At 70.2% G+C, this 24,990-nt stretch carries 22 protein-coding genes; 8 read left to right on the top strand and 14 right to left on the bottom strand.

All coding sequences use genetic code 11. The features are described from left to right. Positions 1-4 precede the first annotated feature (4 nt). Positions 5-1,603 carry an MFS transporter gene (locus tag VG296_RS02105; RefSeq protein WP_325562428.1) on the bottom strand — a complete coding sequence of 533 codons (1,599 nt, stop codon included), beginning with the start codon at positions 1,601-1,603 and terminating at the stop codon, positions 5-7. Between the two features lie 84 nt (positions 1,604-1,687). Between VG296_RS02105 and VG296_RS02110 the strand changes: the two genes are divergently transcribed. Continuing rightward, positions 1,688-2,263 carry a TetR/AcrR family transcriptional regulator gene (locus VG296_RS02110; RefSeq protein ID WP_325562430.1) on the top strand — a complete coding sequence of 192 codons (576 nt, stop codon included), beginning with the start codon at positions 1,688-1,690 and terminating at the stop codon, positions 2,261-2,263. A 470-nt stretch (positions 2,264-2,733) separates the two neighbouring features. Beyond that, positions 2,734-4,839 carry a putative bifunctional diguanylate cyclase/phosphodiesterase gene (locus tag VG296_RS02115; RefSeq protein WP_325562432.1) on the top strand — a complete coding sequence of 702 codons (2,106 nt, stop codon included), beginning with the start codon at positions 2,734-2,736 and terminating at the stop codon, positions 4,837-4,839. 178 nt (positions 4,840-5,017) lie between these two features. Here the strand turns inward: VG296_RS02115 and VG296_RS02120 are convergent, their stop codons facing one another. Beyond that, positions 5,018-5,479, bottom strand: a complete 462-nt coding sequence (locus tag VG296_RS02120; protein ID WP_325562434.1) for a hypothetical protein — start codon at positions 5,477-5,479, stop codon at positions 5,018-5,020. Positions 5,480-5,538: 59 nt separating this feature from the next. Here VG296_RS02120 and VG296_RS02125 point away from each other — a divergent pair, with 59 nt between their 5' ends. Next, the gene (locus VG296_RS02125; protein ID WP_325562436.1) at positions 5,539-6,426 is read left to right on the top strand and encodes an ABC transporter ATP-binding protein; all 888 of its coding nucleotides are present in this window, start codon (positions 5,539-5,541) and stop codon (positions 6,424-6,426) included. On the opposite strand, the gene VG296_RS02130 is transcribed toward VG296_RS02125, so the two are convergent. The 5 genes from VG296_RS02130 to VG296_RS02150 are packed head-to-tail and all read right to left on the bottom strand — an operon-like array spanning position 6,417 to position 10,094. Beyond that, positions 6,417-7,055 carry a GntR family transcriptional regulator gene (locus tag VG296_RS02130; RefSeq protein WP_325562438.1) on the bottom strand — a complete coding sequence of 213 codons (639 nt, stop codon included), beginning with the start codon at positions 7,053-7,055 and terminating at the stop codon, positions 6,417-6,419. The two genes, VG296_RS02125 and VG296_RS02130, sit on opposite strands and share 10 nt — an antisense overlap. Further along, on the bottom strand, positions 7,052-7,882 hold the full coding sequence (locus VG296_RS02135) for a biotin-dependent carboxyltransferase family protein (RefSeq protein WP_325562440.1): 831 nt from the start codon (positions 7,880-7,882) through the stop codon (positions 7,052-7,054). The genes VG296_RS02130 and VG296_RS02135 overlap by 4 nt, the downstream gene beginning before the upstream one ends. A 1-nt stretch (position 7,883) precedes the next feature. Continuing rightward, on the bottom strand, positions 7,884-8,537 hold the full coding sequence (locus tag VG296_RS02140) for a 5-oxoprolinase subunit B family protein (RefSeq protein WP_414641043.1): 654 nt from the start codon (positions 8,535-8,537) through the stop codon (positions 7,884-7,886). After that, positions 8,537-9,313, bottom strand: coding sequence for a 5-oxoprolinase subunit PxpA (locus VG296_RS02145; RefSeq protein ID WP_325562443.1), 777 nt, complete (start codon positions 9,311-9,313; stop codon positions 8,537-8,539). The genes VG296_RS02140 and VG296_RS02145 overlap by 1 nt, the downstream gene beginning before the upstream one ends. Positions 9,314-9,323: 10 nt before the next feature. Next, positions 9,324-10,094: a putative hydro-lyase gene (locus tag VG296_RS02150; protein ID WP_325562445.1), complete on the bottom strand. Its 771-nt coding sequence runs from the start codon at positions 10,092-10,094 to the stop codon at positions 9,324-9,326. A gap of 197 nt (positions 10,095-10,291) precedes the next feature. On the opposite strand from VG296_RS02150, the gene VG296_RS02155 reads away from it, so the two are divergent. The 5 genes from VG296_RS02155 to gndA all read left to right on the top strand — a co-directional run bounded on the left by VG296_RS02155 (position 10,292) and on the right by gndA (position 16,055). Then, entirely contained in the window at positions 10,292-10,963 is a 672-nt protein-coding gene (locus VG296_RS02155) for a helix-turn-helix domain-containing protein (protein ID WP_325562447.1), read from the top strand. A gap of 37 nt (positions 10,964-11,000) precedes the next feature. Next, positions 11,001-12,017, top strand: a complete 1,017-nt coding sequence (locus tag VG296_RS02160; RefSeq protein ID WP_325562449.1) for a zinc-dependent alcohol dehydrogenase family protein — start codon at positions 11,001-11,003, stop codon at positions 12,015-12,017. 344 nt (positions 12,018-12,361) lie between these two features. Continuing rightward, a complete protein-coding gene (locus VG296_RS02165) occupies positions 12,362-13,378 on the top strand; it encodes a hypothetical protein (protein ID WP_325562451.1) in 1,017 nt (338 codons plus the stop codon). A gap of 177 nt (positions 13,379-13,555) precedes the next feature. Then, entirely contained in the window at positions 13,556-14,503 is a 948-nt protein-coding gene (locus VG296_RS02170) for a hypothetical protein (protein WP_325562453.1), read from the top strand. Between the two features lie 100 nt (positions 14,504-14,603). Beyond that, positions 14,604-16,055 carry an NADP-dependent phosphogluconate dehydrogenase gene (gndA, locus tag VG296_RS02175; RefSeq protein WP_349259426.1) on the top strand — a complete coding sequence of 484 codons (1,452 nt, stop codon included), beginning with the start codon at positions 14,604-14,606 and terminating at the stop codon, positions 16,053-16,055. A gap of 193 nt (positions 16,056-16,248) precedes the next feature. Here gndA and VG296_RS02180 read toward each other — a convergent pair whose 3' ends face one another. The 7 genes from VG296_RS02180 to VG296_RS02210 form a co-directional block, all read right to left on the bottom strand. After that, on the bottom strand, positions 16,249-17,622 hold the full coding sequence (locus VG296_RS02180) for a hypothetical protein (protein ID WP_325562457.1): 1,374 nt from the start codon (positions 17,620-17,622) through the stop codon (positions 16,249-16,251). A 186-nt stretch (positions 17,623-17,808) separates the two neighbouring features. Beyond that, a complete protein-coding gene (locus VG296_RS02185) occupies positions 17,809-18,531 on the bottom strand; it encodes a hypothetical protein (protein WP_325562459.1) in 723 nt (240 codons plus the stop codon). A 2-nt stretch (positions 18,532-18,533) separates the two neighbouring features. Next, a complete protein-coding gene (locus VG296_RS02190; RefSeq protein WP_325562461.1) occupies positions 18,534-20,369 on the bottom strand; it encodes a hypothetical protein in 1,836 nt (611 codons plus the stop codon). Positions 20,370-20,425: 56 nt separating this feature from the next. Beyond that, positions 20,426-21,601, bottom strand: a complete 1,176-nt coding sequence (locus VG296_RS02195) for a glycosyltransferase (RefSeq protein WP_325562463.1) — start codon at positions 21,599-21,601, stop codon at positions 20,426-20,428. Further along, positions 21,598-22,692, bottom strand: a complete 1,095-nt coding sequence (locus tag VG296_RS02200) for a glycosyltransferase family 4 protein (RefSeq protein ID WP_325562465.1) — start codon at positions 22,690-22,692, stop codon at positions 21,598-21,600. The genes VG296_RS02195 and VG296_RS02200 overlap by 4 nt, the downstream gene beginning before the upstream one ends. Further along, a complete protein-coding gene (locus VG296_RS02205) occupies positions 22,689-23,633 on the bottom strand; it encodes an NAD-dependent epimerase/dehydratase family protein (RefSeq protein ID WP_325562469.1) in 945 nt (314 codons plus the stop codon). Before VG296_RS02205 ends, VG296_RS02200 begins: the two co-directional genes overlap by 4 nt. Continuing rightward, a complete protein-coding gene (locus VG296_RS02210) occupies positions 23,630-24,982 on the bottom strand; it encodes a hypothetical protein (RefSeq protein ID WP_325562471.1) in 1,353 nt (450 codons plus the stop codon). Before VG296_RS02210 ends, VG296_RS02205 begins: the two co-directional genes overlap by 4 nt. Between the last annotated feature and the right edge of the window lie 8 nt (positions 24,983-24,990).

Here is a 24,990-nt window from a genome sequence, read left to right on the forward strand (position 1 = left end):
GGCGTCAGCGGGCGATCGCCTCCGTAGCCCGCTCCGGCTCCTCCACGGGGGTGTTCGGCAGGGCGGAGAGCGCCTCCGCGCCGCCCTCCGCGCTCAGCCCGCGCAGGAAGAGGATCGTGAGCAGGGCGGCCGAGGCCATGATCGCCGCGCCGCCGATCGAGACGACGTTGAGGCTGTGTGTGAAGGCCTCACGCGCCGTGGCCAGCAGTCGCGCGGCGGCCGACGCCGGCTCGCGCGCCGCCGTGGTGACCGCTCCGCCGAGGGTGGAGCGTGCCGGGCCCGGCACCGAGTCGCCGAGACCGTGGCGGTAGACGGCCGTGCCGATGCTGCCCATGACGGCCATGCCGAGGGCGCCGCCCAGTTCGGTCATGGTCTCGTTCATCGCGGCCGCGGCCCCGGCCCGCTCCGGCGGGATCGCGCCGAGCAACCACTCGTTGCCGAGGGCCATCACGGCGACCGCGCCGCAGGCGAGCAGCCCCGCGCCGATCATCAGAACCCACAGATGCGAATCCGCGCGCAGCAGGCCGGCCTGCACGGCGTACCCGCCCAGGATCACCAGGAAGCCGCCCGCGATCACGTATGCCCGGTCGAAGGACTTGGCCAGCGCGCCGCCGATGCCGATCGCCGCACCCACGCCGACCGAGGGCAGCAGCGACCAGAGCGCGGCACCGAACGGGCTCATGCCGAGCACCGACTGCAGGTACTGGGTCAGGAAGATCGCGTTGCCGAGGGTCGCGAACATGGCGATCAGGCTGGTGGCCAGGGAGCCGGTGTAGCCGCGGCTGCGGAACAGGCTCAGATCCACCATCGGGTGTGCCGCGGCGCGCTCCCTGACCAGGAACAGCACGGCCATCACCAGGCCGATGGCCACCGCGCCGATGCGCACCGGGTCCACGCCGTTCTCCGCGATCTCGGAGATCCCGAAGACGATCGGAAGGACCGCGGCGAAGGAGAGCACCGAACCCGGCAGGTCGAAGCGGCCGGTCTGCGGCGAGCGGTACTCCGGCAGCAGGAAGGGGGCGAGCGCGAGCAGCAGGACCATGAAGGGCACGTTGATCAGGAAGACCGAGCCCCACCAGAAGTGCTCGAGCAGCAGGCCGCTGATGACCGGACCGAGCATGACTCCGGACATCGTGCCAGCCGTCCAGATGCCGGTCGCCTTCTTGCGCTGCACCGGGTCGTGGAACATGTTGCGGATCAGCGCGAGGGTCGAGGGCATCAGAGTCGCCCCCGCTATCCCCTGCACCGCCCGCGCCGCGATCAGTTCGCCCGCGCTGCCCGCGTACGCCGCGCCGATCGACGCGGCGCTGAAGCAGAGCGCGCCGAACAGCAGCAGCCTGCGACGCCCGATCCGGTCCCCCACCGCGCCCATGGTGATCAGCAGGCCGGCGAGTACGAAGCCGTAGACGTCGTACATCCACAGCTGCTGGGTGCTGCTCGGGTGCAGCGCCTTCGTGATGAACGGCACCGCGTAGAGCAGCACCGAGGTGTCCATGGAGACGAGCAGCAGCGGGAGCAGCAGCACCCCGAGCGCGATCCATTCCCTGCGACCGGCCCGCGGAGCAGCCCCGTCCCGGCTCTCGATTACCTGAGTCATCGTCATGAACGAAACGGTACAGGCGTCTTGGACGCTTGTCTAGTACAGTTGTGCAAGACGGCCGTCTGAGACCGTGCTAGGCTGTTTGACATGGGAAACCGGGAAGCCCTGCTGGAGGGCGCGAAGCGCTGCCTGCTCGAGAAGGGCTACGCCAAGACCACCGCCCGGGACATCGCGGACTCGGCGGGCGTGAGCCTGGCGGCGATCGGCTACCACTACGGCTCGAAGGAGTCGCTGCTCGAGCAGGCCTTCATGGCGTCGATGGAGGAATGGTTCGCCGACGACGAGGCCGATCGGCACGAGGAGTCGGCGGCCGGCTCGCTGGAGCGGTTCCAGGCCTTCTTCGACGAGGTGCTCTCGACCTTTCCGCAGCAGGAGGCGCTGCTGCGGCTGAACATGGAGATGGGTCTCGAGGGCATGCGCAATCCGTCTCTCGGCGCCTTCATGTCGCAGGCGCTGCAGGAGGGCCGCCAGGGGCTCGCCGAGGCGCTGGCCGGACTCGATCCGGAGAAGGACGGGGAACTCGCGCAGCGGGTCGGATCGTTCTACAGCGTGTTGATGACGGGACTCGTTGCGCAGTACCTCATCGATCGGGAGAGATTTCCGAGCGCGTCCGATTTGACCGAGGGCTTGCGTTACGTCGTTGAAAGTGCGCGAAAGGGCTAGCTACGGCCAGCCGGAACCGCCGCCCGACGCCTCGCGGCGGCGACCCGACACCCGTGCGGCGATTGCGCGCGACGCCCCGGCGATGGTAAGCCGGAGCGAGACAACATCCGTCTCAAGGCTGGACGGTCGCAACCTCCGTAGTCATATGATGACAGCACGTGAAAATGGCACGTCATCCACGGCGCGGCGGTTCCGTTCTCCCCGAAGGCACGGGTGACCTGCCGGAACCGCCCTAGCGAAGGGGTTGGAAGGATGCGCCACCGCCTCGGCTCGGCCTCCCCGGCCGCGGGCCTCGCGCGCTCCTCCCGGGCCCTGCGGGGGGCGCTGGAGCGCGCGCAATCCCATCCCCTCGCCCACGGGCGAGGGCGCCGTTCAAGCGGCGCGAGAGGCGGCGTGCGCGGCGTCGCGGGCGTAGCCGGAGCGGGCCGCCGGCACGGCGAAGTCTCTTTCTTCCTCCGGGGCGCCGCGACGTGACCAACACCACTTCTCCGCAGCGGATCGCCACGGCCTGGTTCAAGGCCCTCGCAGAGATCGGCGGAGTGCCGGGCAGCGCCGCGCGGTCCCGGGGTCTGCTGCAGGAGCTGGCCGGGCGGATCCTGGCCGCACCCGACAAGACCGAGCCGATGCGCGACCTCGGCGCCGCGGCCGGGCGGGCGCTGGTGGACGGGAACTACACGCAGCCCGAGTCGATAGCGATGACGGTGGCCGTGCTCGAACAGAACCTGCCCGACGAGCTGAGCCGCGAGTCGCGCACCGCGCTGTTCGCGGGGCTGGCCTCGGGCTACGCGAACGCGCTGCGCGAGCGCACCCGGGCCGAACAGGAGCTGATCCGGCAGGCGGTGCTCAGCGCGCACCGCACCGGCGAGGGCCGGTTCCGTGCCGTGTTCCGCAACGCCGCGCTGGGCATCGGCGTGGTGGACGGCACCGGCCGGCTCCTCGAGGTCAACGAGCGGCTCGCCCGGATCCTCGGCCAGGACGCCCCGGCCGTGCGCGGCCGGACCGTGGACGAGTTCCGCGACGCGGACGACAGGCCGGAGTTCTGCAACGCGGTGCGCGACCTGCTGGCCGGCCGGCGCGGCCACTACAGCGCGGAGAAGCGGTTCACCGCGGCGGACGGCACGGTCACCTGGACCCGGATGCAGGCCAGCACGGTGCGCGCGGCGGACGGCTCGGTCGAGCTGCTGATCATGATGTTCGAGGACATCACCGAGCAGCGCCGGATGAACCAGAAGCTGCTGCATCAGGCCACGCACGACTCGCTCACCGGCCTGCCGAACCGGACCATGCTGCTCGACCGGCTCTCCGAGCTGCTGGACGAGGCCAAGCCGGACGAGCGGATCGGCCTGGCCTTCCTGGACCTGGACGGCTTCAAGGGCGTCAACGACACCCTCGGGCACGAGGCGGGCGACCGGCTGCTCGCCGAGGTGGCCCGCCGACTGAGTCAGGCCACTGATCCGGAGCGGCACCTGGTGGCGCGGATGGGCGGCGACGAGTTCGTCATCCTGGTCGAGCGCACCACGAGTTCGGCCTGCGTCACGGACGTGGCCGATGCCGCGCTCGAGGCCCTGCAGGAGCCGATCATCCTGGACGGCCGGCGGCTGTCGATAACCGCGAGCCTCGGCCTGGTGGAGCGTCCCGCGGCCGGGGCCAAGCCGGTGGAGCTGCTGCGCGCCGCGGACATGACGCTGTACTGGGCGAAGTCCGACGGCAAGGCGCGCTGGGCGCTGTTCGACGAGGAGCGCAACGAGCGCGAGGTGGCGCGGTACGCGCTGTCCCAGGCGCTGCCCGCGGCGCTCGAGCACGACGAGCTGTTCCTGGAGTACCAGCCGATCGTGGATCTGCACGACGGCACGACGTACGCGATGGAGGCCCTGGTCCGCTGGAACCATCCGGTGCGCGGGCTGCTCGGCCCGGGCGAGTTCGTGCCGCTGGCCGAGGACACCGGGATGATCGTGGCGCTCGGCCGCTGGGTGCTGCGCCGCGCGGTGCAGGACGCCGCCTCCTGGCCGGCCGCGGCGAACGGGCGCAGGCTCACCGTGGCGGTCAACGTGGCGGTGCGCCAGGTGCACGAGCCTGACCTGTGCGCGGACGTGACCGAGGCCCTGGAATCCTCCGGCCTGCCCGCGGAGCTGCTGCAGCTGGAGATCACCGAGACCGCGGTGATGAGCCCCGGCGAGAGCGGCCGTCCGGCGCTGGAGACGCTCAGGGCCCTGTCGGAGCTCGGCGTGCGGATCGCGATCGACGACTTCGGCACCGGCTACTCGAACCTCGCCTACCTGCACCGGCTCCCGGCCAGCACGCTGAAGATCGACTACTCTTTCGTCAAGGCCCTGACGCAGCCCGCGGCGACCCGGCACGACTCGGCCGAGGCGATCGTCACCAGCCTGATCAACCTGGCGCACGCCTGCGGGATGACGGTGACGGCGGAGGGCGTGGAGACCCCGGTGCAGGCGGCGATCCTGCGCGAGCTCGGCGCCGAGCGGGCGCAGGGCTTCCTCTACTCGCGCGCCGTGCCGCACGACCGGGTGCCGGACTTCTGCTCAGGGTTCGAACTCGCGGAGACCACGCAGGGCTGAAAGTCGAACTGAATCGCGCCGAATCGCGCCGAATCGCGGATGCGTGACGTTCGGGCCAACACCGCGAAAACCGCAGGTGAACGACGTAAGCCCATTGGAACGGCGGGGCCGTCACGTCACACGACGCGACGGCTCCGCCTTCGTTCTCTGTCAGGCGCCCGGCAGGCCATCCAGCGGACTACTGCGCGCAGGTCCACTCCGGCTTGAGCGTGACGGTCAGGATCGTGCGGTACTCGGCGGCCTGCGCCGCAGGGACCGTGTAGAGCGCGCTCGAGTTCGTGCCGAGGACGTCGCCGGTGCCGGGCAGCGGCTTCGGCGTCGAGTAGCCCGCGAAGACCATGGTCAGCGTGCCGTTCGCGTTCCGCACCACCGTCGGGTCGTAGACGCGGCCCGAGTAGTAGCCGGTGATGCCGAGGGCGCCGCCGTTCACGGACTGCTGCCGCAGCGCCGAGAAGGTGTAGTCGGTGCCGATCAGCTTCTGCGGCGCGCTCCAGTGGACGCCGTCCTTGGAGGACGAGTAGAAGATCTGGTTGAACGCGTCGCTGTCGCCGTCCGCGGCGTAGGCGCCGGACACGAACAGGCCGTAGCTGCCGTCCGGGTTGGTGATGACCGTGCCGCGCGAACCGATCCATCGCAGCACGCTGTTGCTGTTGCCCGCCGGGTCGTTCAGGCCGGAGACCTGGCCGAGAGGTCGGTGAAGTGCCGGCGGTCGCGGACCTCGCGCAGACCGGGATGCACCACGCGCAGGGCGGCTGGGTGGAGTTCGACTCGGTGACCTTCCGCTACCCGGACCAGCCGAAGCCGGCCGTGCGCGATGTGAGCCTGGTCGCCGCGCCGGGCAGGCTGGTGCTCGTCACCGGGTCGAGCGGCGCGGGAAAGTCCACGCTGACCCAGCTGCTGCTGCGCTTCCACGATCCCGAGGACGGCTCGATCCGGCTGGACGGCACCGACATCAGGAACCTGACGCTGCGACGGCTGCGCAGCAGTGTGACGCTGATGCTGCAGGAGACGATGCTGTTCGACGGCACGATCCGGGACAACATCGCGTACGGCGATCCGACGGCGACCGACGAGCGGATCGCCGAGGCGGCGCGGATAGCGGACGCGGCCGGGTTCATCGAGGCGCTGCCGCAGGGTTACGACACGATCGTCGGCCAGGGCGGCGGCAATCTGTCCGGCGGCCAGCGGCAGCGGCTCGCGATCGCCCGGGCGCTGCTGCGCAACACACCCGTCCTCGTGCTCGACGAGCCGACCACCGGGCTCGACGCGGTCGCCGCGCGCAAGGTGATCGCGCCGCTGCGTCGCCTGATGGCCGGCCGTACCACGATCCTGATCAGCCACGATCTGCATCTGGCGCACGACGCGGACGAGATCCTGGTGGTGGATCAGGGCCGGATCGTGCAGCGCGGAACGCATGCGCGACTGGCGGCGGTCGGCGGGAAGTACGCCGAGCTGTGGCAGGCGCAGAGCGCCGGAGTGGTGGAGCCCGTTTCGCGGGAGCGGGAACCTGCGGTTCAGGTCGGGCGGCCGCTCACGCTGCCGTTCGCCGAGCCCTCGCTCTGGCGGCCCGCGCCCGCTCAGCCGTGATAGGCCGCGAGCAGCTGGCGTTCCGAGTCGTCGAGGTATTCCCGCAACAGCTTCTCCGCACCCGCGATATCGCCGCTCAGCAGCGCGGCGAGCACCGCGCGGTTGCGGCCGATGTAGGGCTCGTGGAATCTCCGCGGGTCCTTCATCACGTGGAAGACGAGGCGCAGTTCGGCCAGGATCTGTGCCATGAACTCCTCGACCCGCTCACCGCCCGCGAGCCCGACGAGCTCGCGGTGGAACCGCATGTTCGCCGTGCCGACGTCGTGCCAGCGACCTTCCTCGGCGGCCTTCTCCGCCTCGCGCACCGAGTCGGCGACCTTGCCGAACTTGCCGGATTCCGGCTTGCCGCTCTCGCGCAGCGCGGCCATCTCGATCATTCGTCGCACGCGGTAGAGCTCGACGACGTCCCGCTCCGACAGGGTCCGCACGAAGACGCCGCGATTGAGCTCGTAGACCAGCAGCCGCTCGTACGTCAGGAGCCGGAAGGCCTCGCGCAGCGTGTTGCGGGACACGCCGAGATCCTCGGCCATCGCCTCCTCGATCAGCCGCGTGCCGGGCGTCAGCTCGCCGGCGGTTATCCGGTCGCGCAGGATCACGGCCATCCGCTCCGCGGTGCTGCCACTGTTCACATACAAAATCTCACTCCGTCTCCGGCGCGCAGTTGGCCGGCTCGATCCAGATCCGCGTCCGCGACGACCGCGATGACCGGATACCCGCCGGTCACGGGATGGTCGGCGAGGAACAGGATCGGCCGACCGTCCGGCGGCACCTGGAGCGCGCCGCACACCGCGCCCTCCGAGGGCAGTTCCCCGGACACCCGCCGCTTGAGCTCCGGGCCGTCGAGGCGCACGCCGACACGATTGCTGTCCTTCGTCACGACGTAGGCCGATTCGGTGAGAGAGGCGAGCGCGTCGGGCACGAACCAGTCGTCGCGCGGGCCCGGCAGCACGCGCAGGACGGCCGGGCCGAGACCCGTCGGCGGCGCGAGATCGACGTTCGGGAAGTCCTTGCCGGGGCTGCCGATCGGCAGCCGCATCCCGGTCTCCAGCACCGCCGGGCCGATTCCGGCCAGCACGTCGGTGGAACGTGAGCCGAGCACTTCGGGCACGTCGATTCCGCCGCGTACGGCCAGGTACGTGCGCAGGCCCTCGCTCGGGATCCCGACCGCGAGCTCCTGACCGGCGGCCACGTGGACGGGGCCGTTCATCGCCACACCGGGGCACGGCGCTCCGGTCAGCGCGATGGTCGCGGCGGCATCGAAGCGGATGCGCAGGCCGCCGTAGGTCAACTCCAGCGCGGCGGCGTCCTCGGGATTGCCGACGAGCCGGTTGGCCAGCCGCAGGCTGCCGCGATCGGCCGCGCCGGACGGGCCGACCCCGACCGACGCGAGCCCGGGACGGCCGAGGTCCTGAACCGTCGTCAGCGGTCCGGGACTCAGTACATGTATACCGTTCACGCTATCGCTCCGCCGCCTGCTCGAAGCGGACGCGCGTACCTGGCGTGAGCAGCGCCGGAGGTTGCCGCTCGACATCCCACATGACCGTCGTCGTGCGGCCGAGCAGGTGCCAGCCGCCGGGCGAACTGCTCGGGTAGACGCTGGCGAACCGGTCGGCGACGGCCACCGACCCGGCGGGGATGCGCGTGCGCGGGACGGAGCGGCGCGGCAGCCGTAACGCGGGATCCAGGCCGGTCAGGTAGCCGAATCCGGGTGCGAACCCGCAGAACGCGACGACGTACTCCCCCGCCGCGTGCCGACGTACGACCTCTTCGACGCTCAGCGCCGTACGGCTCGCGATATCGGCCAGGTCGGGTCCGTCGTAGACGACCGGAATGGTGACGACAGGTCCCTGATCTGGCCCCTGATCTAGCCCCTGATCCGCTGCCGCCTCGTACTTGTCGGCGCGCGCGGCCGCGTCCTCGAGCCGCCTGCGCAGAGCCGCGGACTCCGTGCGCGCCGGATCGAAGACGACCATGACCGTCTCCGCCGCCGGAATCGCGTCGATCAGCCCTTCCGGCGGATCGGCCCGCAGCTCGAGGTAGAGGCCTGTGACCTGCTCGGCTTCGTCGAGGCAGACCAGCAGCGCACTCGATCCGGCAGCCCTGATCTGGATCACGCGGCTCCTCCGGCACCGACGAACGGCTTGAGCGTGATGCCCTCGGCGACCAGCGTGCCGCGTACCCGACGCGCGATGGCGACCGCGCCGGGCGTGTCGCCGTGCACGCAGATCGTCTGCGCACTGATGTGTACCTTCGTGCCGTCGATCGACTCGATCTCGCCGCTGCGGGCCATCTCGGCGCAGCGTGCGGCGATGGCGTCGACGTCGTGCAGGACGGAGCCGGTCGTGCCGCGCGAGACGAGGTGGCCGTCGGCCGTGTAGGCGCGATCGGCGAATGCCTCGGCGACGGTCGCGACCCCGGCGTCGCCGACATCACGCAATCCGGATGATCCGGCCAGCCCCACGACGTGCAGATCCGGGTTGTAGCGCAGCACGGCCTCGGCCAACGCACGGGCGTATACGGGCTCTACGGCGATGGTGTTGTAGAGCGCGCCGTGCGGCTTCACGTAGCTGACGGTCGCTCCCGCCATCCGCGCGAAACCGTCGAGCGCGCCGATCTGATAGACGATGTCGTTGGTCAGGTCGCTTTCCGAGACCTCGATGCGCCGCCGCCCGAAACCGACCAGATCGCGGTACCCGACGTGCGCCCCGATCGCGGCGCCGTTCTCGACCGCGACGTCGCACAGCCTCCGCATGATGCTCGGGTCGCCGGCGTGGAAGCCGCACGCGATATTCGCGCTGGTCACGATGGCCAGCAGCGCCTCGTCGTCGCCCATGGTCCACGCGCCGAAGCCCTCGCCGAGGTCGCAGTTGAGATCGATGGTGGTCATGCTGTCTCCCTCAGGCGACTCGATAGTCGATGTCGCGCGCGTCGGTGATGAACATGTGTCCGGGCTCGTGCGTGATCGCGAACGGCGGCGCGGCGCGCATCACAGCGGCCTGTGATGTGACGCCGCACGCCCAGAAGACCGGCACGTCGCCGTCCTCGAACCGCACCGCGTCGCCGAAATCCGGCTTGTCGAGGTCTGTGATACCGAGCGCTTCAGGTGCGCCGACGTGCACCGGAGCTCCGTGCACCGCGGGCATCAGGGCCGTGATCGCGGACGCGCGGGCCACCGCGTCGGCGGGCACCGGGCGCATCGAGACGACGAGCGGGCCGTGCATCCGTCCGGCCCGACCGCACTCGCGGTTGGTGAGGTACATCGGGACGTTGACACCCTGCTCGACATGCCGCAGCGGCACGCGCGCATCCAGCAGCAGGGTCTCGAAACTGAAGCTGCACCCGATGAGGAAGGTCACCAGGTCGTCGCGCCACTCGTGGGTGACCTCGCCTGGGCTGTCGACCAGCTTTCCGTGTTCCCACACCCGATACGCGGGTAGGTCCGTGCGCAGATCGGCGCCCGCCGCGAGCGCGGACTCCCACGATCCCGGCTCGGTGACTTCCAACACCGGACACGGCTTCGGATTCCGCTGCGCGAACAGCAGCATGTCGTACGCGTAATCGCGGGGCAGCGAGATCAGGTTGGCCTGCGTGTGCCCGAGCGCCAGCCCGCTCGTCGGCACCACCGCTCCGCCCCGGAACGCCGCCCTCGCCTCAGCCGGAGTACTCATACCCTCACCGTAGAGATTGTTCAACAATCCGGCAAGGGGACGGGGCAAAACGCACGGAATCCCTCGGGCGTCGGCTAAACGTGTTCGCGGAGACTTTGGCTCCTTTGAGTGAAAGCTCAACCACTTCGCCGGGCCGCGGCCTACGATGATGCCCACCCATCTACCTTCCCTGACCTTCGCATCGCAGGAACTTCTCTATGCCGCAACTCGACGCACGGGCCGACCAACGACTGCTAGTCGCGATGGCGGCGCTCACCACCGGTGCCTCGGCGGCCCAGATCGCCCGCGAGCACAAGGTCAGCGAGGCCTCCGTGGCCAAGTGGAAGAAGCAGTTCATCGAAGGCGGCGCGCGCTCCCTGGGAGCGCTCCACGCGTCGCAGAGCCGGGTCGCCGAACTCGAGGCAGAAGTACGCACCCTGCGAAAATCGCTGCGCGAGGCCAAAACGCTGCTCGCGGTCTGGCGGCACGCCGTGGACAACCAGCTGGGCCGGCTCGCCGACCTCGACGCGGTACGCCGCGAGGCGAAGATATCCGTGGTGAGTTTCTGCACGCTGGTCGGCATTCCGCGGCGCACGTACTATCGGTACCTGGACAAGGCGAGGGACGATTCCAGCTCGCAGGCGCCGAAGGGTCCGTGGCCCGCGCCCGTCGTCGACCGGCTCACCAACGCCGTACAACTCCACCTGGAAGAACACCCGGACGACGGCCATCGCAAGGTGCACAGCGCATTGCGCGCCCAGGGCTACCAGGTCTCGCCCTCGTCCGTGCTGCGCGCGATGCGCCGACTCGAGAGCGGCACTCCCTCACCCGGATGGCCGGTACGCGCGACGACTCGGCGCCCGCGATTCAGGATGGAAGCGAGCCGCTGACTCGATCCTGCACCTCGCACACAGAAAGTCGAGCGCCATGCGCGGAACGCTGATCCACGCCCCTCGCGACATCCGTTTCGGAGACCGGCCGGACCCGAAGATCGTCGAGCCGACCGACGCCGTCGTGCGCATCGCGGCCACCTGCGTGTGCGGCACGGATCTTTGGCCCTATCGCGGGGCCAACCCGATCACCGAGCCGGCGCCGATCGGGCATGAGTACGTCGGCCACGTCGAGGCGGTCGGCTCCGAGGTGGCGAACCTGCGGCCGGGCCAGTTCGTCATCGGTTCCTTCTTCGCCTCGGACAACACCTGCCCGATCTGCCACGCCGGCTACCAGACCTCGTGCCCGAACAGGCAGGTCATGACCGGCTGCCAGTCCGAGTACGTGCGCGTGCCGCTGGCCGACGGCACGCTCGTCGCCACCCCCGACGAGCCGGACGCGGCGATGATCCCCGACCTGCTCACGCTCTCGGACGTGATGGGCACCGGTTGGTACGCGGCCGTCGCGGCGGACGTCAAGCCCGGGATGACGGTGGCCGTCGTCGGCGACGGCGCGGTCGGGCTCTGCGCCGTCCTCGCGGCCCGCGAACTCGGCGCGGCGCAGGTGATCGCGATGAGCCGGCACACGCCGCGGCAGAAGCTGGCCATCGAATTCGGCGCCGCCGACATCGTCACCGAGCGCGGCGACGAAGGCGTGGAGCGCGTCAAAGAACTGACAGACGGGCTCGGCGCCGACGCCGTGCTCGAGTGCGTGGGCACCGACGAGTCCATGCACCAGGCCGTGCGCTCGGCGCGTCCCGGCGGCAACGTCAGCTTCGTCGGCGTTCCGCACGGCGTGAACCTGCCGATCACCGAGCTTTTCTACTCGCACCTCGGGCTGCGCGGCGGCCCCGCTCCCGTCCGCGCCTTCCTGCCCGAGCTGATCGACCGCGTCTGGCACGGCACGATCTCCCCCGGCAAGGTCTTCGACCTGACGCTGCCGCTCGACCAGGTCGCCGAGGGATACCGCGCCATGGACGAGCGGCGCGCCATCAAGGTGCTGCTGCAGCCCTGAGCGGGCCGCGCGACTGGCGCAGAACTGACGCACGGCGAGGGCCGGACCGGGAGCTTCCCGGTCCGGCCCTCGCCGTATGCCGCGTGACCGGCCGCGTCACCCAACTGTGAATCTGTGAAAGTTCACTGCTCCCCCGTATGGCAGGGCTGCACCGTGCCCTTTTAAGGATTCCTTCACAAATTTCTCCGAGCGGCGTCCCTGTTCGTTGTCGGCGGCCTCGTGTTCACGCACTATTCGGCACGTCCGGCAGCCCAGCCGGATCCACCGCCGACCGGCGCGAACCCACTCGACGCAGCAGATCCTGCGATCCGCGCCGGCCGCCCACTCGGAGGGAACCACCAGCAGTGAACGCCATATCCCGGCGGGCGCGGGTCACCGCCCTCGTCTCCGCCGCCGCACTCGGCACGGCCCTGGCCGGCGCCCTACCGGCGTACGCCCAGGCCGCCGCCCCCACCACGACCACCACACAGCACGCCCAGGCCCCCGGCACGGCCACGGTGCAGCTCGACGGCAAGACCTACCACGTCTCGCTGGCCAAGCCGACCGGCATCATGCCGATGAACTCCAGCAAGTCGCACGAGACCCAGGCCGGCGGGCACGCCACCAGCCTGCGCCACAACAGCACCGACGCCACGGTCTACCCGCCCACCACCTCGACCAGCGGCCTGAACTACGGCGGCGGCCCGCTCCAGCTGACCCCGCAGATCTACCTGGACTTCTGGGGCAGCCAGTGGAGCAGCGACTCGAACGGCGTCGAGAGCTACATGCAGAACCTGTTCAACGGGCTCGGTGCCTCCGGTGACACCTGGTCCACCGTCACCAGCCAGTACACCGACGGCAACGGCAGCTCGCCGAGCTTCAACGGAGCCGTGCTCGCCGGCACCTGGGCCGACAACTCCTCCCCCGCGCCGGCCTCCGCCAGCCAGTCCGACCTCGCGGCCGAGGCCGACAACGCCGCCTCGCACTTCGGCGTCTCCGGCCCGAACATCGACGTGTTCGTGCTGAGCCCGAGCGGCACCCAGCCGGACAACTTCCCGAACGCGGGCTTCTGCGCCTGGCACGACTGGAGCGGCACGGTGGGCTACACCAACATGCCGTACGTGCTCGACGCCGGTTCCAGCTGCGGCGCCAGCTCGGTGCAGAACCAGCTCGACGGCTTCAGCATCGTCGGAGGCCACGAGTACGCCGAGGCCGTCACCGACCCCGAGCCCTCCAGCGGCTACGTCGACTCCAACGGCGAGGAGATCGGCGACCTCTGCGCCTGGGACAACGACCAGACGGTGAACTTCAGCACCGGCACCTTCGCGATGCAGCCGCTGTACAGCAACAGCGCAGGCGGCTGCGTCTTCTCCTCGCAGTGATCTGATCACGCGACCAGGACGGGTGCGTTCCGCGGGCGACCTGTGGGGCCCGCGGAACGCACCCTTGCTGCCTTTTCTGCATACTTTGCCGGATCCGAACAAGTTCTGAACTTCCCGCTGACACGCTGAGCCGAGCCCCACGATGTCCGCCGCACGTGGAACGGAACTGATCAACTCGTGTCTGGAAAATCTCCCACTCGGGCGCGATCCGCAGTCACGCTCGAACAGGCGCTGCGCCACGGCCCCTTCGACCGCGCATTGCGCGCCGCGCTGGAACGCCGTGAACTCAGCCTCGAATCCCTGCAGCGCAGGCTGCGCGCCGACGGCTACTCGATCAGCCTCGCCGCGCTGAGCTACTGGCAGCGCGGCCTGCGCCGACCGGAACGGCCCGAGTCGCTGCGCATCGTCATGGCCGTCGAGGGCATTCTCGAACTTCCGCGCGCCAGCCTCGTCGCGCTGCTCGGGCCGCCGCGGCCGCGCGGACGCCGGGCCGCGGACGGCGGACCGCCCGAGTTCACCGATCTGCTCGGCCCGTCCACCGGTCTGACCCGCGTGCTCGACGGGGTGGACGCCGCGGTGAACCTGGGCTTCCAGCACATCGGGATGCAGGGCGACCTGTGGCTCGGCGAGGACCGCAGCTGGTACCTGGAGCGGGTGCGCCGCGTCGTGACCGCGCGCCAGGACCACGCCGACAGGTTCGTCGCGCTGCACATCCCGGACGTGCCCGGCCAGACCGCGCCCGTGCTGCGCCCGATCAGCGGCTGCCGCCTCGGCCGGGTGCAGGCCGACCCGGAGAGCGGCTTCCAGGCGGCGGAACTCGTCTTCGACCACGTGCTCGCCTCCGGCCATCCGCACGTCTTCGAGTACGAATACATACCTTCCGGACCGGCGTCCGGCATAGACCGCTACCAGCACGCCTCCCGCCAGCCCGTGCGCCAGATCGCGCTGCGCACCCACTTCGATCCGCGCGCCCTGCCGGCCCGCTGCCGCCATGTCGCCCAGCGCCCCGGCACCTCCGCCCCGCGGCACGTCACCGACCTCCCGGTCAGCGCCTCGGGCACCGCGAACATCGTCGTCCTCGACAGCGCCCCCGGCCTCGAGGGCTTCCGCTGGGAGTGGGACTGACACACCCCCCGTCACCGGTTGCGCTCGCCGCCCATCGGTGATGGTGTCGACGGTGACGGCACGACGGGATTTCTCCCTCTTCGAGAAGGGAAGCGGCGGCATGGAGGCTACGGCGCAGATCGGTGTGACGGGGTTGGCGGTGATGGGCCGCAACCTGGCTCGGAACTTCGCCAGGAACGGCTACACGGTGGCGGTGCACAACCGGACCCCGGCTCGAACGCGAGCGTTGGTCGAACAGTTCGGCAGCGAGGGCGCGTTCGTCCCGGCGGAGTCCCCGCAGGAGCTCGTCGCCGCGCTGGAGCGCCCCCGCAGGCTGCTGATCATGGTGAAGGCCGGGGATCCGACCGACGCCGTCATCGAGGAGTTCGCCCCGCTGATGGAGGAGGGCGACATCATCATCGACGGCGGCAACGCGCACTTCCTCGACACCCGCCGCCGCGAGAAGGCGCTGCGCGAGCGCGGCATCCACTTCGTCGGCAGCGGCGTTTCCGGGGGCGAGGAGGGTGCCCTGCACGGCCCATCGGTCATGCCCGGCGGATCGGCCGAGTCCTATGCCGCGCTCGGCCCGATGCTGGAGAAGATCAGCGCGCACGTCGACGGCGATCCGTGCTGCACGCACATCGGCACCGACGGCGCCGGGCACTTCGTCAAGATGGTGCACAACGGCATCGAGTACGCCGACATGCAGCTGATCGCCGAGGCGTACCAGCTGCTGCGGGAGGTCGCCGGGTACACCCCGGCCGAGATCGCCGAGATCTTCCGAGGATGGAACAAGGGCCGGCTCAACTCCTACCTGATCGAGATCACCGCCGAGGTGCTGGCCCACACCGATCCGGACACCGGCGTGCCGTTCGTCGACATCGTGCAGGACGCCGCGGAGCAGAAGGGCACCGGGCGCTGGACGGTGCAGACCGCGCTCGACCTCGGCTCCCCGGTCACCGGCATCGCCCAGGCCACGTTCGCCCGGGTCGCCTCCTCCCGCGCCGAACTGCGCGCCGCCTACCGGCCGCTGCACGGCGGCACCGAGTACGAGTCGCTGCTGCGCAGCGACGAGGCCGAGCGCTTCATCCATCAGGTCGAGCAGGCGCTGTACGCCTCGAAGATCATCGCCTACGACCAGGGCTGGACGATGATCCGCGACGGCGCCGCCGAGTACGGCTGGGACATCGACCTCGGCGAGGTGGCGAAGATCTGGCGCGGCGGCTGCATCATCCGGGCGGCCTTCCTCGACCGCATCCGCGCCGCGCACGCCGCCAACCCGGGCCTGATCAGCCTGCTCGCCGAGGAGCACTTCGCGGACGAGATCGGCCACGCGCAGATCCCCTGGCGCGAGGTCGTGGCCATCGCCGCCCGCCGCGGCATCCCGGTCCCCGCCTTCTCCGCCGCGCTCGCCTTCTACGACACGCTGCGCGGCGAGCATCTGCCCGCCGCGCTGATCCAAGGCCTCCGCGACTTCTTCGGCGCCCACACCTACCGCCGCACCGACCGCGCGGGCACCTTCCACACCGAGTGGGCCGAGCCCGGCCGCCCCGAGATCCGCACGGACGCCTAAGGGTTCCGCGAATCCGGATGGTCCGGGTTCGACCGGCCCCGGTCCGGCAGCCGCCAGGCCGGGGCCCGGGACCAGCGGGGGCAGTCGCAGAGCGCGCAGTCGCTACCCCTGCGGTAGTGCTGATGGGCGCTTCGCTCGTGGCCGCACCGGCAGAGCCGCGGCCGCCGGATGATGTTCACTACGCACCCTCATCTCAGTCCGTCGACCGCGTCCAGGCCACGTCGTCAAACCATACGGTGCCTGAGTTGTGCGCACTCTTGAGCCAGATCTCCGCGAAGGCGGCTCCGGGCGGGGCCGTCCCGGTCGCATCCAGTTCGGTCCAGTCCGTGTCGCCCGGGCTGAGGCCGGCCGAGTCTGAGCCACTCATGTAGACGCCCTGGGTGTTGAACCAGCTGACGTTGACCACGGTAGTCCCGGTAGCCCCGCGTCCGCGGACCCAGGCCGTCACGCGATACCCGCTTCCGGGCACTACCTGCGGCTCGACCGGGACGGTATAGAACGCCGGCATGCCCGCGTCTGAGCCGCCGCTGTCCGAGATACTGGCCGAACCCGGCGCATCGTGACCGACGGCCGGGTCCAGCGCGAACTGGGCCTGATCGGGCTCCCACACACGCCAGACCGCCGGGAGCACACCCTGGGGCGTGGTCACCGCCTGTGCGAAGTCGCTGTTGAAGTCGTCGCCGACGTCTCCGGTTTCGAAGAGCCGGCGGATGACGGCGGCCGCGGGCTTGGGCGACCCGTCGGTGTGCAGCAGGCCAAAGGCGTACTGGTCCGGCTGCTGCCGGCTCGGGATGGCGGCTTGGGTGAAGTCGTACAGGGTCCAGGGTGCGGCGGTTCCGAGACCGAGCGAGAGTGCGGCCTGCTCGATCGCTTGGTAGTAGTGGCCCTGATATGCCTCCAGCGACGCCTCTCCCGCGGGCAGGCCCGGCGGGGAACCGTCGTCCGCCGTCGCGAAGCCCGTCTCCCCTACGAACACCGGCTGCGGGGCTGCCGCCTTGATGGCTTCGTCCATGGTCGCGTAGGCGAGTCCATCGGACGAGTAGTAGTGCAGGTCCCAGAAGTCGGGCTCGACCCGAAGCGCGGCCCGCAGTGTGCTGATGTGGGCTGGCGTGGTCACGGAGAGGGTGACCGGAACGCCGGGCGCGTCGCGTTCGACTGCGGGGAGCAGCGCGTCCAACCACTGGTAGACCTGAGGGTTTCCCATCGTCGACGACGCGTCGAGTTCGTTGCGCACGTCGATGAACGCGATGTGCGAGCCTCCGCTCAAGGGTGCGAGAAGATCGTGAGCCCAGGTCAGGCTGTCCGAGATATCCGCGAAGTCAGTGAACTGATCGAAGAGGGACAGCTGCACCTCGAGCCCGTGGCCGGCGGCCATGCCGACGATCTGCGCGAGTCGGGACTGCATGACCGGACTCGGTGTCGGGAAACCCATCACATCCGGGAACACGGTGATGCGGACCGCATTCGCCCCCATGCCCGCCATCACCGCGAAATCGTCGTTGATCTGGTCGGGCTGCCATCGGGTCCACATGTACTGCCACCCGGAGTCGGACGGGAAGTAGTTCATGAGGTGAAGCGAGCATAGTTGTCGGCTCAGCGCGGACTGGCCGTCAGCCGGATGCCCGCACTCCGCTCCGGACGAGGGGTTGGTCGACGCCGTCATGGACATGGCTGCGGCGATCACGGCGATCGCCAGCCCGATCCGCCGCAAGACAGTACTGAGTTGAATCAGGCTGAGTTGCATCGTTTCCCGTCACCGACTCGACAGGCTCGCCACAACGGCTCCGCCGTGCAGCGCGACCACCTGGGCCGGGCCCTTGCCGGAGACGGTGAGCGCGGGCGCCTCCCACGTCTGGCCCGCGGCGAGGTGAATGTCGTTCCACGTCGCGACGGTGACTCCAGCCTGGCTCACGACGATCTGCAGCGACGTGGCGCCGTGGCCGGTCGGCTGCTCGACGCCGACGTGCAACTGGTCGCCCGAGGGATAGGCCCAGATCGCGACGGATGATGCTCCGTCAGCATCGGCCGTGGCGCTGGCCGCGGAGTAGTGAACGGCCAGGACCGTCGCGACCGCGAATATCAGGACGCCGATAACGGCGAGCGGGTGTGCCGGCTTGAGCCAACTTCTTCGGCCCGCGGGTTCGGGGGCAGAGGTGGGGGCGTGATACCAGGCACCTGCCCAAACCACGAGCAGGGTCGCGACTGCCGCCACGAGCGCTACCGGGACTGTGGTCAGGACGTGGACGGACGCGAGTGCGAGCCCGGCCAGGATCAGGAAGGCCAGAGTCAGGCCGATGGCCGGCACGATCGCGTCGAATCGCCCCCGGCGCATGAGCCACAGGGCGAAAGCGAAGGCGCCGATCAGGCTCAGGCCCGCGATCTGCCTGACCGGCCCCGTCGATGATGCGCAGATGGCGGTGAACGAGGCGATGGTGACCGCCGAGCATGCCGCCTGCAATCCACGTCGGCTCGTCATGGTCACTGACCTCCCGTCGAGCTGACGACCTGGTACAAGCGGAGAGATCCGGCCGCGTAGATCTCTCGGAACACGGGGCTCGTGTCGAATTTGGAGAGCGACGCGGCGGGCAGCGTGGAGTTGTAGTACTGCGCCGGCTCGGAGTCGTCGAAACGGGTGTTACCGGTCGGCAGGTCGAGCACGTCCGCCTGCACGACGACGTATTGGACCGCCGATCGGTGGATCTCGGCCAGCACGCCGCTGGTGACGGTCGGCGGATAGAAGATCAGCCAGGTCTGCGCGCCGTCCTCGGCCGAGGACAGCACGTTCTGGCGGCCCACCGAGCCGAGGGCCAGTCCGGTCTGGGCGTCCGTCGCGACGCGATGGCTCGGACCGAGCGTGGCGAGCATCCATCGGGCGAGTGCCTGGTCGTCCGGGGTCACGGCCGCCGATCCGTTCGTCAGCCGGTAGTCCGGTGCCAGCCGCTGCGAGAAGTTCCAGGAAACCGAGATGCCGCCCGCGAAGAGCAGGGCGACGAGACAGAGCGCGACCGTTCGCCGCCATCGGGACGAATCGAGGAACCGCTCCAGCAGGAAGGCGAAGCAGATCGCTATACCCACGTACAGAAAGTCGGCGGAACGGTTCGCCGCCTCCTGGCCGTCGGACGTGAATCGCAGCGGAAGCAGAGCCACCCACGCGAGCGTCGACCAGGCCAGCAGCTTGGCGATCAGCGGCAGGCCGCTCCGCCTGATGCGATAGAGAGCCACCGGAACGGCGGCGAGGATGGCCAGCGTGGCGGCGATGGCGGCCAGCCGCTCCCACTCGGGGGCGGTGGCGGCCTGGCCCGTGTTCGCGAACAGGGTGCGCGATGTGTGGAACGTGGTTATGAGCTGGATTCCCTGTGCGGCGGCGCGCGACAGTACGGGGCTGAGGTATGCGACGGTGATCGGCGCCACGACCGCGACCCACGCCACGGCCGTCCCGGCGGTCACCGAGGCCGGAAGCGTCGGTACGAATTCCTCCGCGCCCGCTGAAGCGACGTCAGAACGGCGGCGGCGCAACCATCCGACGGCCGCCCACGCCAGCAGGAGCGCGGCCAGTGCCCAAGCGGTGACATGGTGGGTGGCCACCACGGCGATCGCGACCGCAAGGCTGCACAGGATGGCGGGGAGACCGGGCTGCCGTCCGTTCCGGCGCGCCAGGAAGTAAACGGTGAGCAGGGCCAGCGGCAGGGCCAGCGATTCGTAGCCGTACTGGGCGTCCCAGTAGAGGAAGTTGGGCTCGGCCGCGTACACCAGGACGGCCACGCCGGCGGCGCGGGGCGAGTCGAAGAGCTCGTCGACGAGCAGGAACAGCGCCCCGACCAAGACCAGCCGCGCGCAGCCGATCAGGATCAGGCCGCAGGTGTAGACGGAAAACCCGGTCAGGCGCGCGACCGCGTCCGTCGCGACGGCCAGGCCCGGGTAGTAGCCGGTGGCGCGGATCAGCGGGTTGTAGCCGAAGAGTTGGCCGGAAGCCAGCAGGTTGGCGGCATTCCGGTCGTGGGCGAACTCATCGTGGAAGGTGAACGTCGTCGGCTCGTAGACGACCTTCGCCATGTACAGCGCGAGCCCGAAACCCAGGGCGACGGCGAGCCGTGCCGCTCTGCTGCGCCGAGACAGCAGCAGAACCGCGGCGCTCGGCACGAAGATGAGGGCGAGCCCGGCCCAGAACAGCAGGTAGCCGCCGGATGCCCCGGAGCGGGATCGTGCGTCGGCGGCCGCCAGTAGGGCCACTCCGGCGCCGTCGGCCGCGAAGGCCGATCCGAGGGCCAGCCCCGTCGCGCGGGTGGCCAGTCGTCCGCGGATCGCAGTGGGCACCAGGCGAGGGTAGACCCGGCTTTTGATAGGCGCTGTGGCCACGGTCGTGGGCGTCGTCATCCGCCCCACCGTCCGCACCACGCCGGCAGGTGGCCGACCGTCGCGCAGGCGGCGCGGTGAAGCGTCCGCCTACGCGGGCTTGCCATCAGGTCGCGGGCGAAACGGGCGAGATCCTCGGCGTAGCGTTCGTCGTGCTTCCCCGCGACCCAGCCCGGCGCCCGGCGGGCCATGGGCTCCCGAAGAGACGGCTCGGCCAGGGCTTCCATCGCTCCGGTCAGGGCGCCGGCGTCGCCGACCGGGACGACGCGGCCGACCGACTCCGGAACTCGGGCCTTGATGTCACCGGCGGCGTCGGAGACGATCACAGGCAGGCCGGCAGCCAGTGCCTCCTCCACCACGAGACCGTTGGGATCTCCGTGGGTGGGGAAGACCAGGACGTCGCAGACCGCGTACCACTCTGGCAGGTCGGCCGGCTGGACGAAGCCCGCGAACGTGACGCCGGCCGTGGCCGACTCCCGATCGACGTAGCGTTCGCCGTCGACGCCGTCGCCGACTATCAGCAAGCTGATGTCGTCGCGGATCGTGCGGACCTGCCGGTAGGCGGCGAACAACTCGTCCAGCCCCTTGCCCGACCAGATGCGTCCCACGTACAGGAAGACGCATCCGGACAGCCCGAGCGCCTCGCGGCGGCGCCGCCGTTCGTCTGCCGGCATGTCGCGGCCCCGGCCGTAGTGGGCCACGTCGATCGACTGTGTGACGACGGTGGTGCGCTCCCGCGGCAGGCCGTACCGCGCCGCCAGCGCTGCTCCGTCCGAACCGGGGACCTTTGCCCCGTCGACGGCTTTGAAGAGTACGTTCTTGCCGAGCTCCCGCCACCACGTGCGCCGCGACCACGCGTCGTAGTTGGGCAGCACCCGGAACGCCACGCGCCGGGCGGCGGCGAAGCCCGTCACCGCGCCGAGGGCCAGGTTCCAGCGGTCGTACTCCAGGATGAACACGTCCGGGCGCAGCCGGCGCAGCTCCTTCACCGGCACCTTGAACCGTCCCAGATAGCTCGCGGGGAACTTCCACGCCGACTCGTCCACGTCCCAGGACCGGTCCGGCTCGCGTACCTGCGAGAAGACGGCATGGAACTCGAGCTCCGGGTGCTCGACGGCGGCGTTGAAACGCGCCACCACGTACGGGGTGGGCTGGGTGAACCAGTAGAGCACCCGCACCGGCCGTTCTGTCATGCCGCCGCCACCGCCGCGCTCGTGAGGTCGCGGTAGACATCAAGGGTCTGCGTCGTCACCTCGTCCCAGGTCGGGATCCGCTGGGCGGGCGCGGGCGACTCGTTCAGGGCGTGTCCCAGGGCATCGGCCAGAACCTTCGGCTCGGCATCCAGGGGTACCAGCGTGATCGCCCCCGCGGTGCGGTCGCGGATGTCGCGGTGGGCCGGGATATCCGAGGCGACCACGCGGGCGCCGGCGGCCAGCAGTTCGAGGATGGTGACCGGCATCGCCTCGTTGGACGACATGGAGCAGAACACGTCGGCGCTGGCGTACCAGCGGTACAGCAGATCGGTTTCCACCCGTCCGATGAAGCGGACCCTGTCCCGCACACCGCGCTCGTCGGCGAGCGCTTCGAGAGCGCCGCGCTCGGGGCCGTCCCCGGTGACCACCAGGCGCAGACCGGCGGGCGTCAGCGCCATGGCCTCGACGATGCGGTCGATCTGCTTGTAGGACTGGAGGCGTCCGCCGGTGACGATGACCGCCTCCGCGTCGGGGAACGGCTGGGCGGCGGTGATCCGTTCCAGGTCGACGCCGTTGGGGATGACGGTGACGCGCGGCCGGGCCGAGGGAAAGTGGGAAAGGAAGAGTTCGGCCTCGGCGCGGGACACGCAGATGATGCGTTGCGACCGAGCCGCTATCGCCGCCCCCGCGGCGCGGTACGGGATGTGGATGGCCTTGCGCAGTGGCGAGTGACCGGTGCCGTGGTAGTGCGGAGTGAAGACGAGCGGCGAGGCACCGGCCATGGTGGCGGCCAGCGGTGCGGCGGAATGGTAGCCGTGCGCGTGCACCACGTCATAGCGGTGCCGGTGTCGTACGAGCGTGGCCCACACCGCCGGGGACACCCCGAAATGCTGGCTGGGCACCGGCACCTTGTGCCGCCGCACCAGGACTCCTTCGCGCATCTCGGTGTCGGGAAGACCGGGATCGTCGCGATGGGTGAGGACTTCGACGGTCTCCCCGCGGTCGGCCAGCCGCTTGGCGATCTCCTCGACGTGGGATTCGACGCCCCCGGCGAACGGGGCGTAGTGCGCGCAGATCAGGGCGATCCTCATGCCAGCGTCACCCCCGCGCCCGCCGGGCGGTCCCAGGCGGCCCGCAGTCCGTCGACGAGCGACGTGCGCGGCGCCCAGTCCAACAGCTTCTGAGCCATCGTCGGGTCGGCCAGCAGGACGGGACGGTCCACGGGGCGAAGGCGGCTCGGGTCGGTGACCGGAGCCACCCCTGCCGCGGTCATTCCGGCCAGGGCCTCGACCACTTCGTCACCCGCGTAGGCTCTCCCGCTGCCGATGTTCACCGTCGCCGATTGTCCGTCGCCGGCGTACCTGGCCAGCCTCAGCAGCGCGTCGGCGACGTCGTCGACGAACACGTAGTCCCGCTTGGTCGAGAGATTGCCGAGCCGGACCGACTCCCCCGCCTTCAACTGGGAGATGAGGCTGGGGATGAAATGCGCGTTGGTCTCGCCCGGGCCGAATACGTTGAACAGCCGGGCGATGCCCACCCCGGTCCCGGTACGGGCTGCGAACTCGACCGCCAACTCCTCGGTCCAGCGCTTGGACTGCCCGTAGACGTCAATCGGTCCGAGCGAGTCCTCCTGCTCTTGATGCGGCCCGTCGGCCGGGGCGTAGACCGCGGCCGAGGAGGCTACCACCACGGAGACCGGGCCGCGAAGTCCGGCCGCGGCCTCCAGCACGGAACGTGTGCCGTCCACGTTGACCCGCAGGCAGCGCGCCGGGTCGGCGTCGCAGTCGGGAATGAAGTGCAGCGCGGCCAGATGGAAGACGGCCTCGGGCTGGAAGGACGAGAAGACCCGGCCCAGACTGTCCGTCACATCCTGCTCTATCACGCGGACCCGGGCCTGGTCCGCACCCAGGTTCTCGCGCGAGCCTCGGGACAAGTCGTCCACGACGACGACCTCGCACGACTCCGCCAGCAGACGACGGACCAGCGCCGAGCCCACAAAACCGCAGCCACCCGTCACCAGGCACCGCATCATGAATCCCCCTTCGACAATGTTTCGGTCAATGCGGTGTTGGTCACTGCGGTGTCGATCGCTGCGGTGTCGTTCACCGCGTCGCGGTGGACGGCCAGGTCCAGCGCGCACCAGATCGCGCCGGCCGTCTGGGTGGCGAGCCAGGCCCAGCCCGCGCCGGCGATGCCCCACCAGGCCAGGGCCGGGACGGTGAGGGCGAGCCGGGAGATCGAGATGGCCCAGCAGATGCCCGCCGCGGTCCGGTAGCGCTTGTGCACCCGCAGGACACCGCGGTAGATCGTGACCACCGCGTCGGGGACGGCCCCCAACGACAGCAGGACGAGAAGCGTGTAGGCGTGCGCCGCGTACTGCGCGCCGAACACGTCCAGGACCAGACGGCCCGCGAAGATCGTGACCGCGGCGCCCAGGACGATGAGCGGAAAGACCAACTTCAGGCCGGCCAGGGCAAGCGGCAGCGCGCGGTGCGGGTGGCGGCTGCCCTCGGCGAAGGTGGACGTTCCGACGGCCGAGGCGAAGACCGCGTAGAAGCCGCCGATCTTCCAGGCCACGTAGAACCAGCCCGCGGCCTCCGGGGACACCTCCAGCGCGACGATCACCGGGATCGCGTAGAGCGTCGCCTGATCGCCGACGCTGATCACGTAGTTGCCGGCGAGGCTTTCCCGCATCGACCAGACCTGCCGGGAGAAGCCGGTCAGGCGCGGCCGGTATCCGTATCGGCGAATCAGGACCAGGACGCAGCCCAAGACGGTGGCCGCCAGAACGCCCGACCAGGCGGAGAGAATGCCGACGGCGCCGAACACCGCGAAGACCGGCAGGGCGACGATCCCGAGCTTGACCACGGCGAAGACGGTGCTCGAGCCGAGGAACCAGACCGCCTGGTGCTCCGCCACCCAGACGCTCTCCAGCACCTGGGAGGCCGTCGTGGCCACCACCCCGACGACGAAGGCCGCCACCCACCATCCGTCCCGGTACAGGAACGCCGAATGCCCTGTCGTCGCCAGGACCGCCACCGTGGCCAGCGCGGTCACCGCCGACGTGGCCGAGGTGAATACGAGCGGGGCAGTGATGGTGGCCGACCACTCGCGCGGCCGCCGCTTCCCGGGCAGTTCCGCCAGCACGGCCATGGATCCGCCGAGGGCTCCCAGCAGCGAGGCGAAGGCCATGGCCGAGACGCCCGCGCCGGCCTCTCCGATGGCGGACGCGGGGTACATCCGCGCGGCCACCGTCCAGAAGACGTACCCGAGCAGCGAGGTCACGACCGTCGTCGCCGTCAGGTACAGCGAGTTCATGACCAGCGGGTCCCTGGCGCGGCCCGGCAGCCGGGAACTGAGCCTCTCGGGCACGAGCGGCATCCGCAGGA

Origin of the sequence: Actinospica sp. (assembly GCF_035552695.1) — a bacterium.
Lineage (GTDB): Bacteria > Actinomycetota > Actinomycetes > Streptomycetales > Catenulisporaceae > Actinospica.

Bases quoted from the DNA above. Each gene is read 5' to 3' on its own strand.
- VG296_RS02180 (WP_325562457.1), bottom strand. From the start codon at position 17,622: ATGAACTACTTCCCGTCCGACTCCGGGTGGCAGTACATGTGGACCCGA.
- VG296_RS02150 (WP_325562445.1), bottom strand. From the start codon at position 10,094: ATGAGTACTCCGGCTGAGGCGAGGGCGGCGTTCCGGGGCGGAGCGGTG.
- VG296_RS02210 (WP_325562471.1), bottom strand. From the start codon at position 24,982: ATGCCGCTCGTGCCCGAGAGGCTCAGTTCCCGGCTGCCGGGCCGCGCC.
- VG296_RS02145 (WP_325562443.1), bottom strand. From the start codon at position 9,313: ATGACCACCATCGATCTCAACTGCGACCTCGGCGAGGGCTTCGGCGCG.
- VG296_RS02185 (WP_325562459.1), bottom strand. From the start codon at position 18,531: ATGACGAGCCGACGTGGATTGCAGGCGGCATGCTCGGCGGTCACCATC.
- gndA (WP_349259426.1), top strand. From the start codon at position 14,604: ATGGAGGCTACGGCGCAGATCGGTGTGACGGGGTTGGCGGTGATGGGC.
- VG296_RS02110 (WP_325562430.1), top strand. From the start codon at position 1,688: ATGGGAAACCGGGAAGCCCTGCTGGAGGGCGCGAAGCGCTGCCTGCTC.
- VG296_RS02205 (WP_325562469.1), bottom strand. From the start codon at position 23,633: ATGATGCGGTGCCTGGTGACGGGTGGCTGCGGTTTTGTGGGCTCGGCG.
- VG296_RS02200 (WP_325562465.1), bottom strand. From the start codon at position 22,692: ATGAGGATCGCCCTGATCTGCGCGCACTACGCCCCGTTCGCCGGGGGC.
- VG296_RS02160 (WP_325562449.1), top strand. From the start codon at position 11,001: ATGCGCGGAACGCTGATCCACGCCCCTCGCGACATCCGTTTCGGAGAC.
- VG296_RS02155 (WP_325562447.1), top strand. From the start codon at position 10,292: ATGCCGCAACTCGACGCACGGGCCGACCAACGACTGCTAGTCGCGATG.
- VG296_RS02105 (WP_325562428.1), bottom strand. From the start codon at position 1,603: ATGACGATGACTCAGGTAATCGAGAGCCGGGACGGGGCTGCTCCGCGG.
- VG296_RS02195 (WP_325562463.1), bottom strand. From the start codon at position 21,601: ATGACAGAACGGCCGGTGCGGGTGCTCTACTGGTTCACCCAGCCCACC.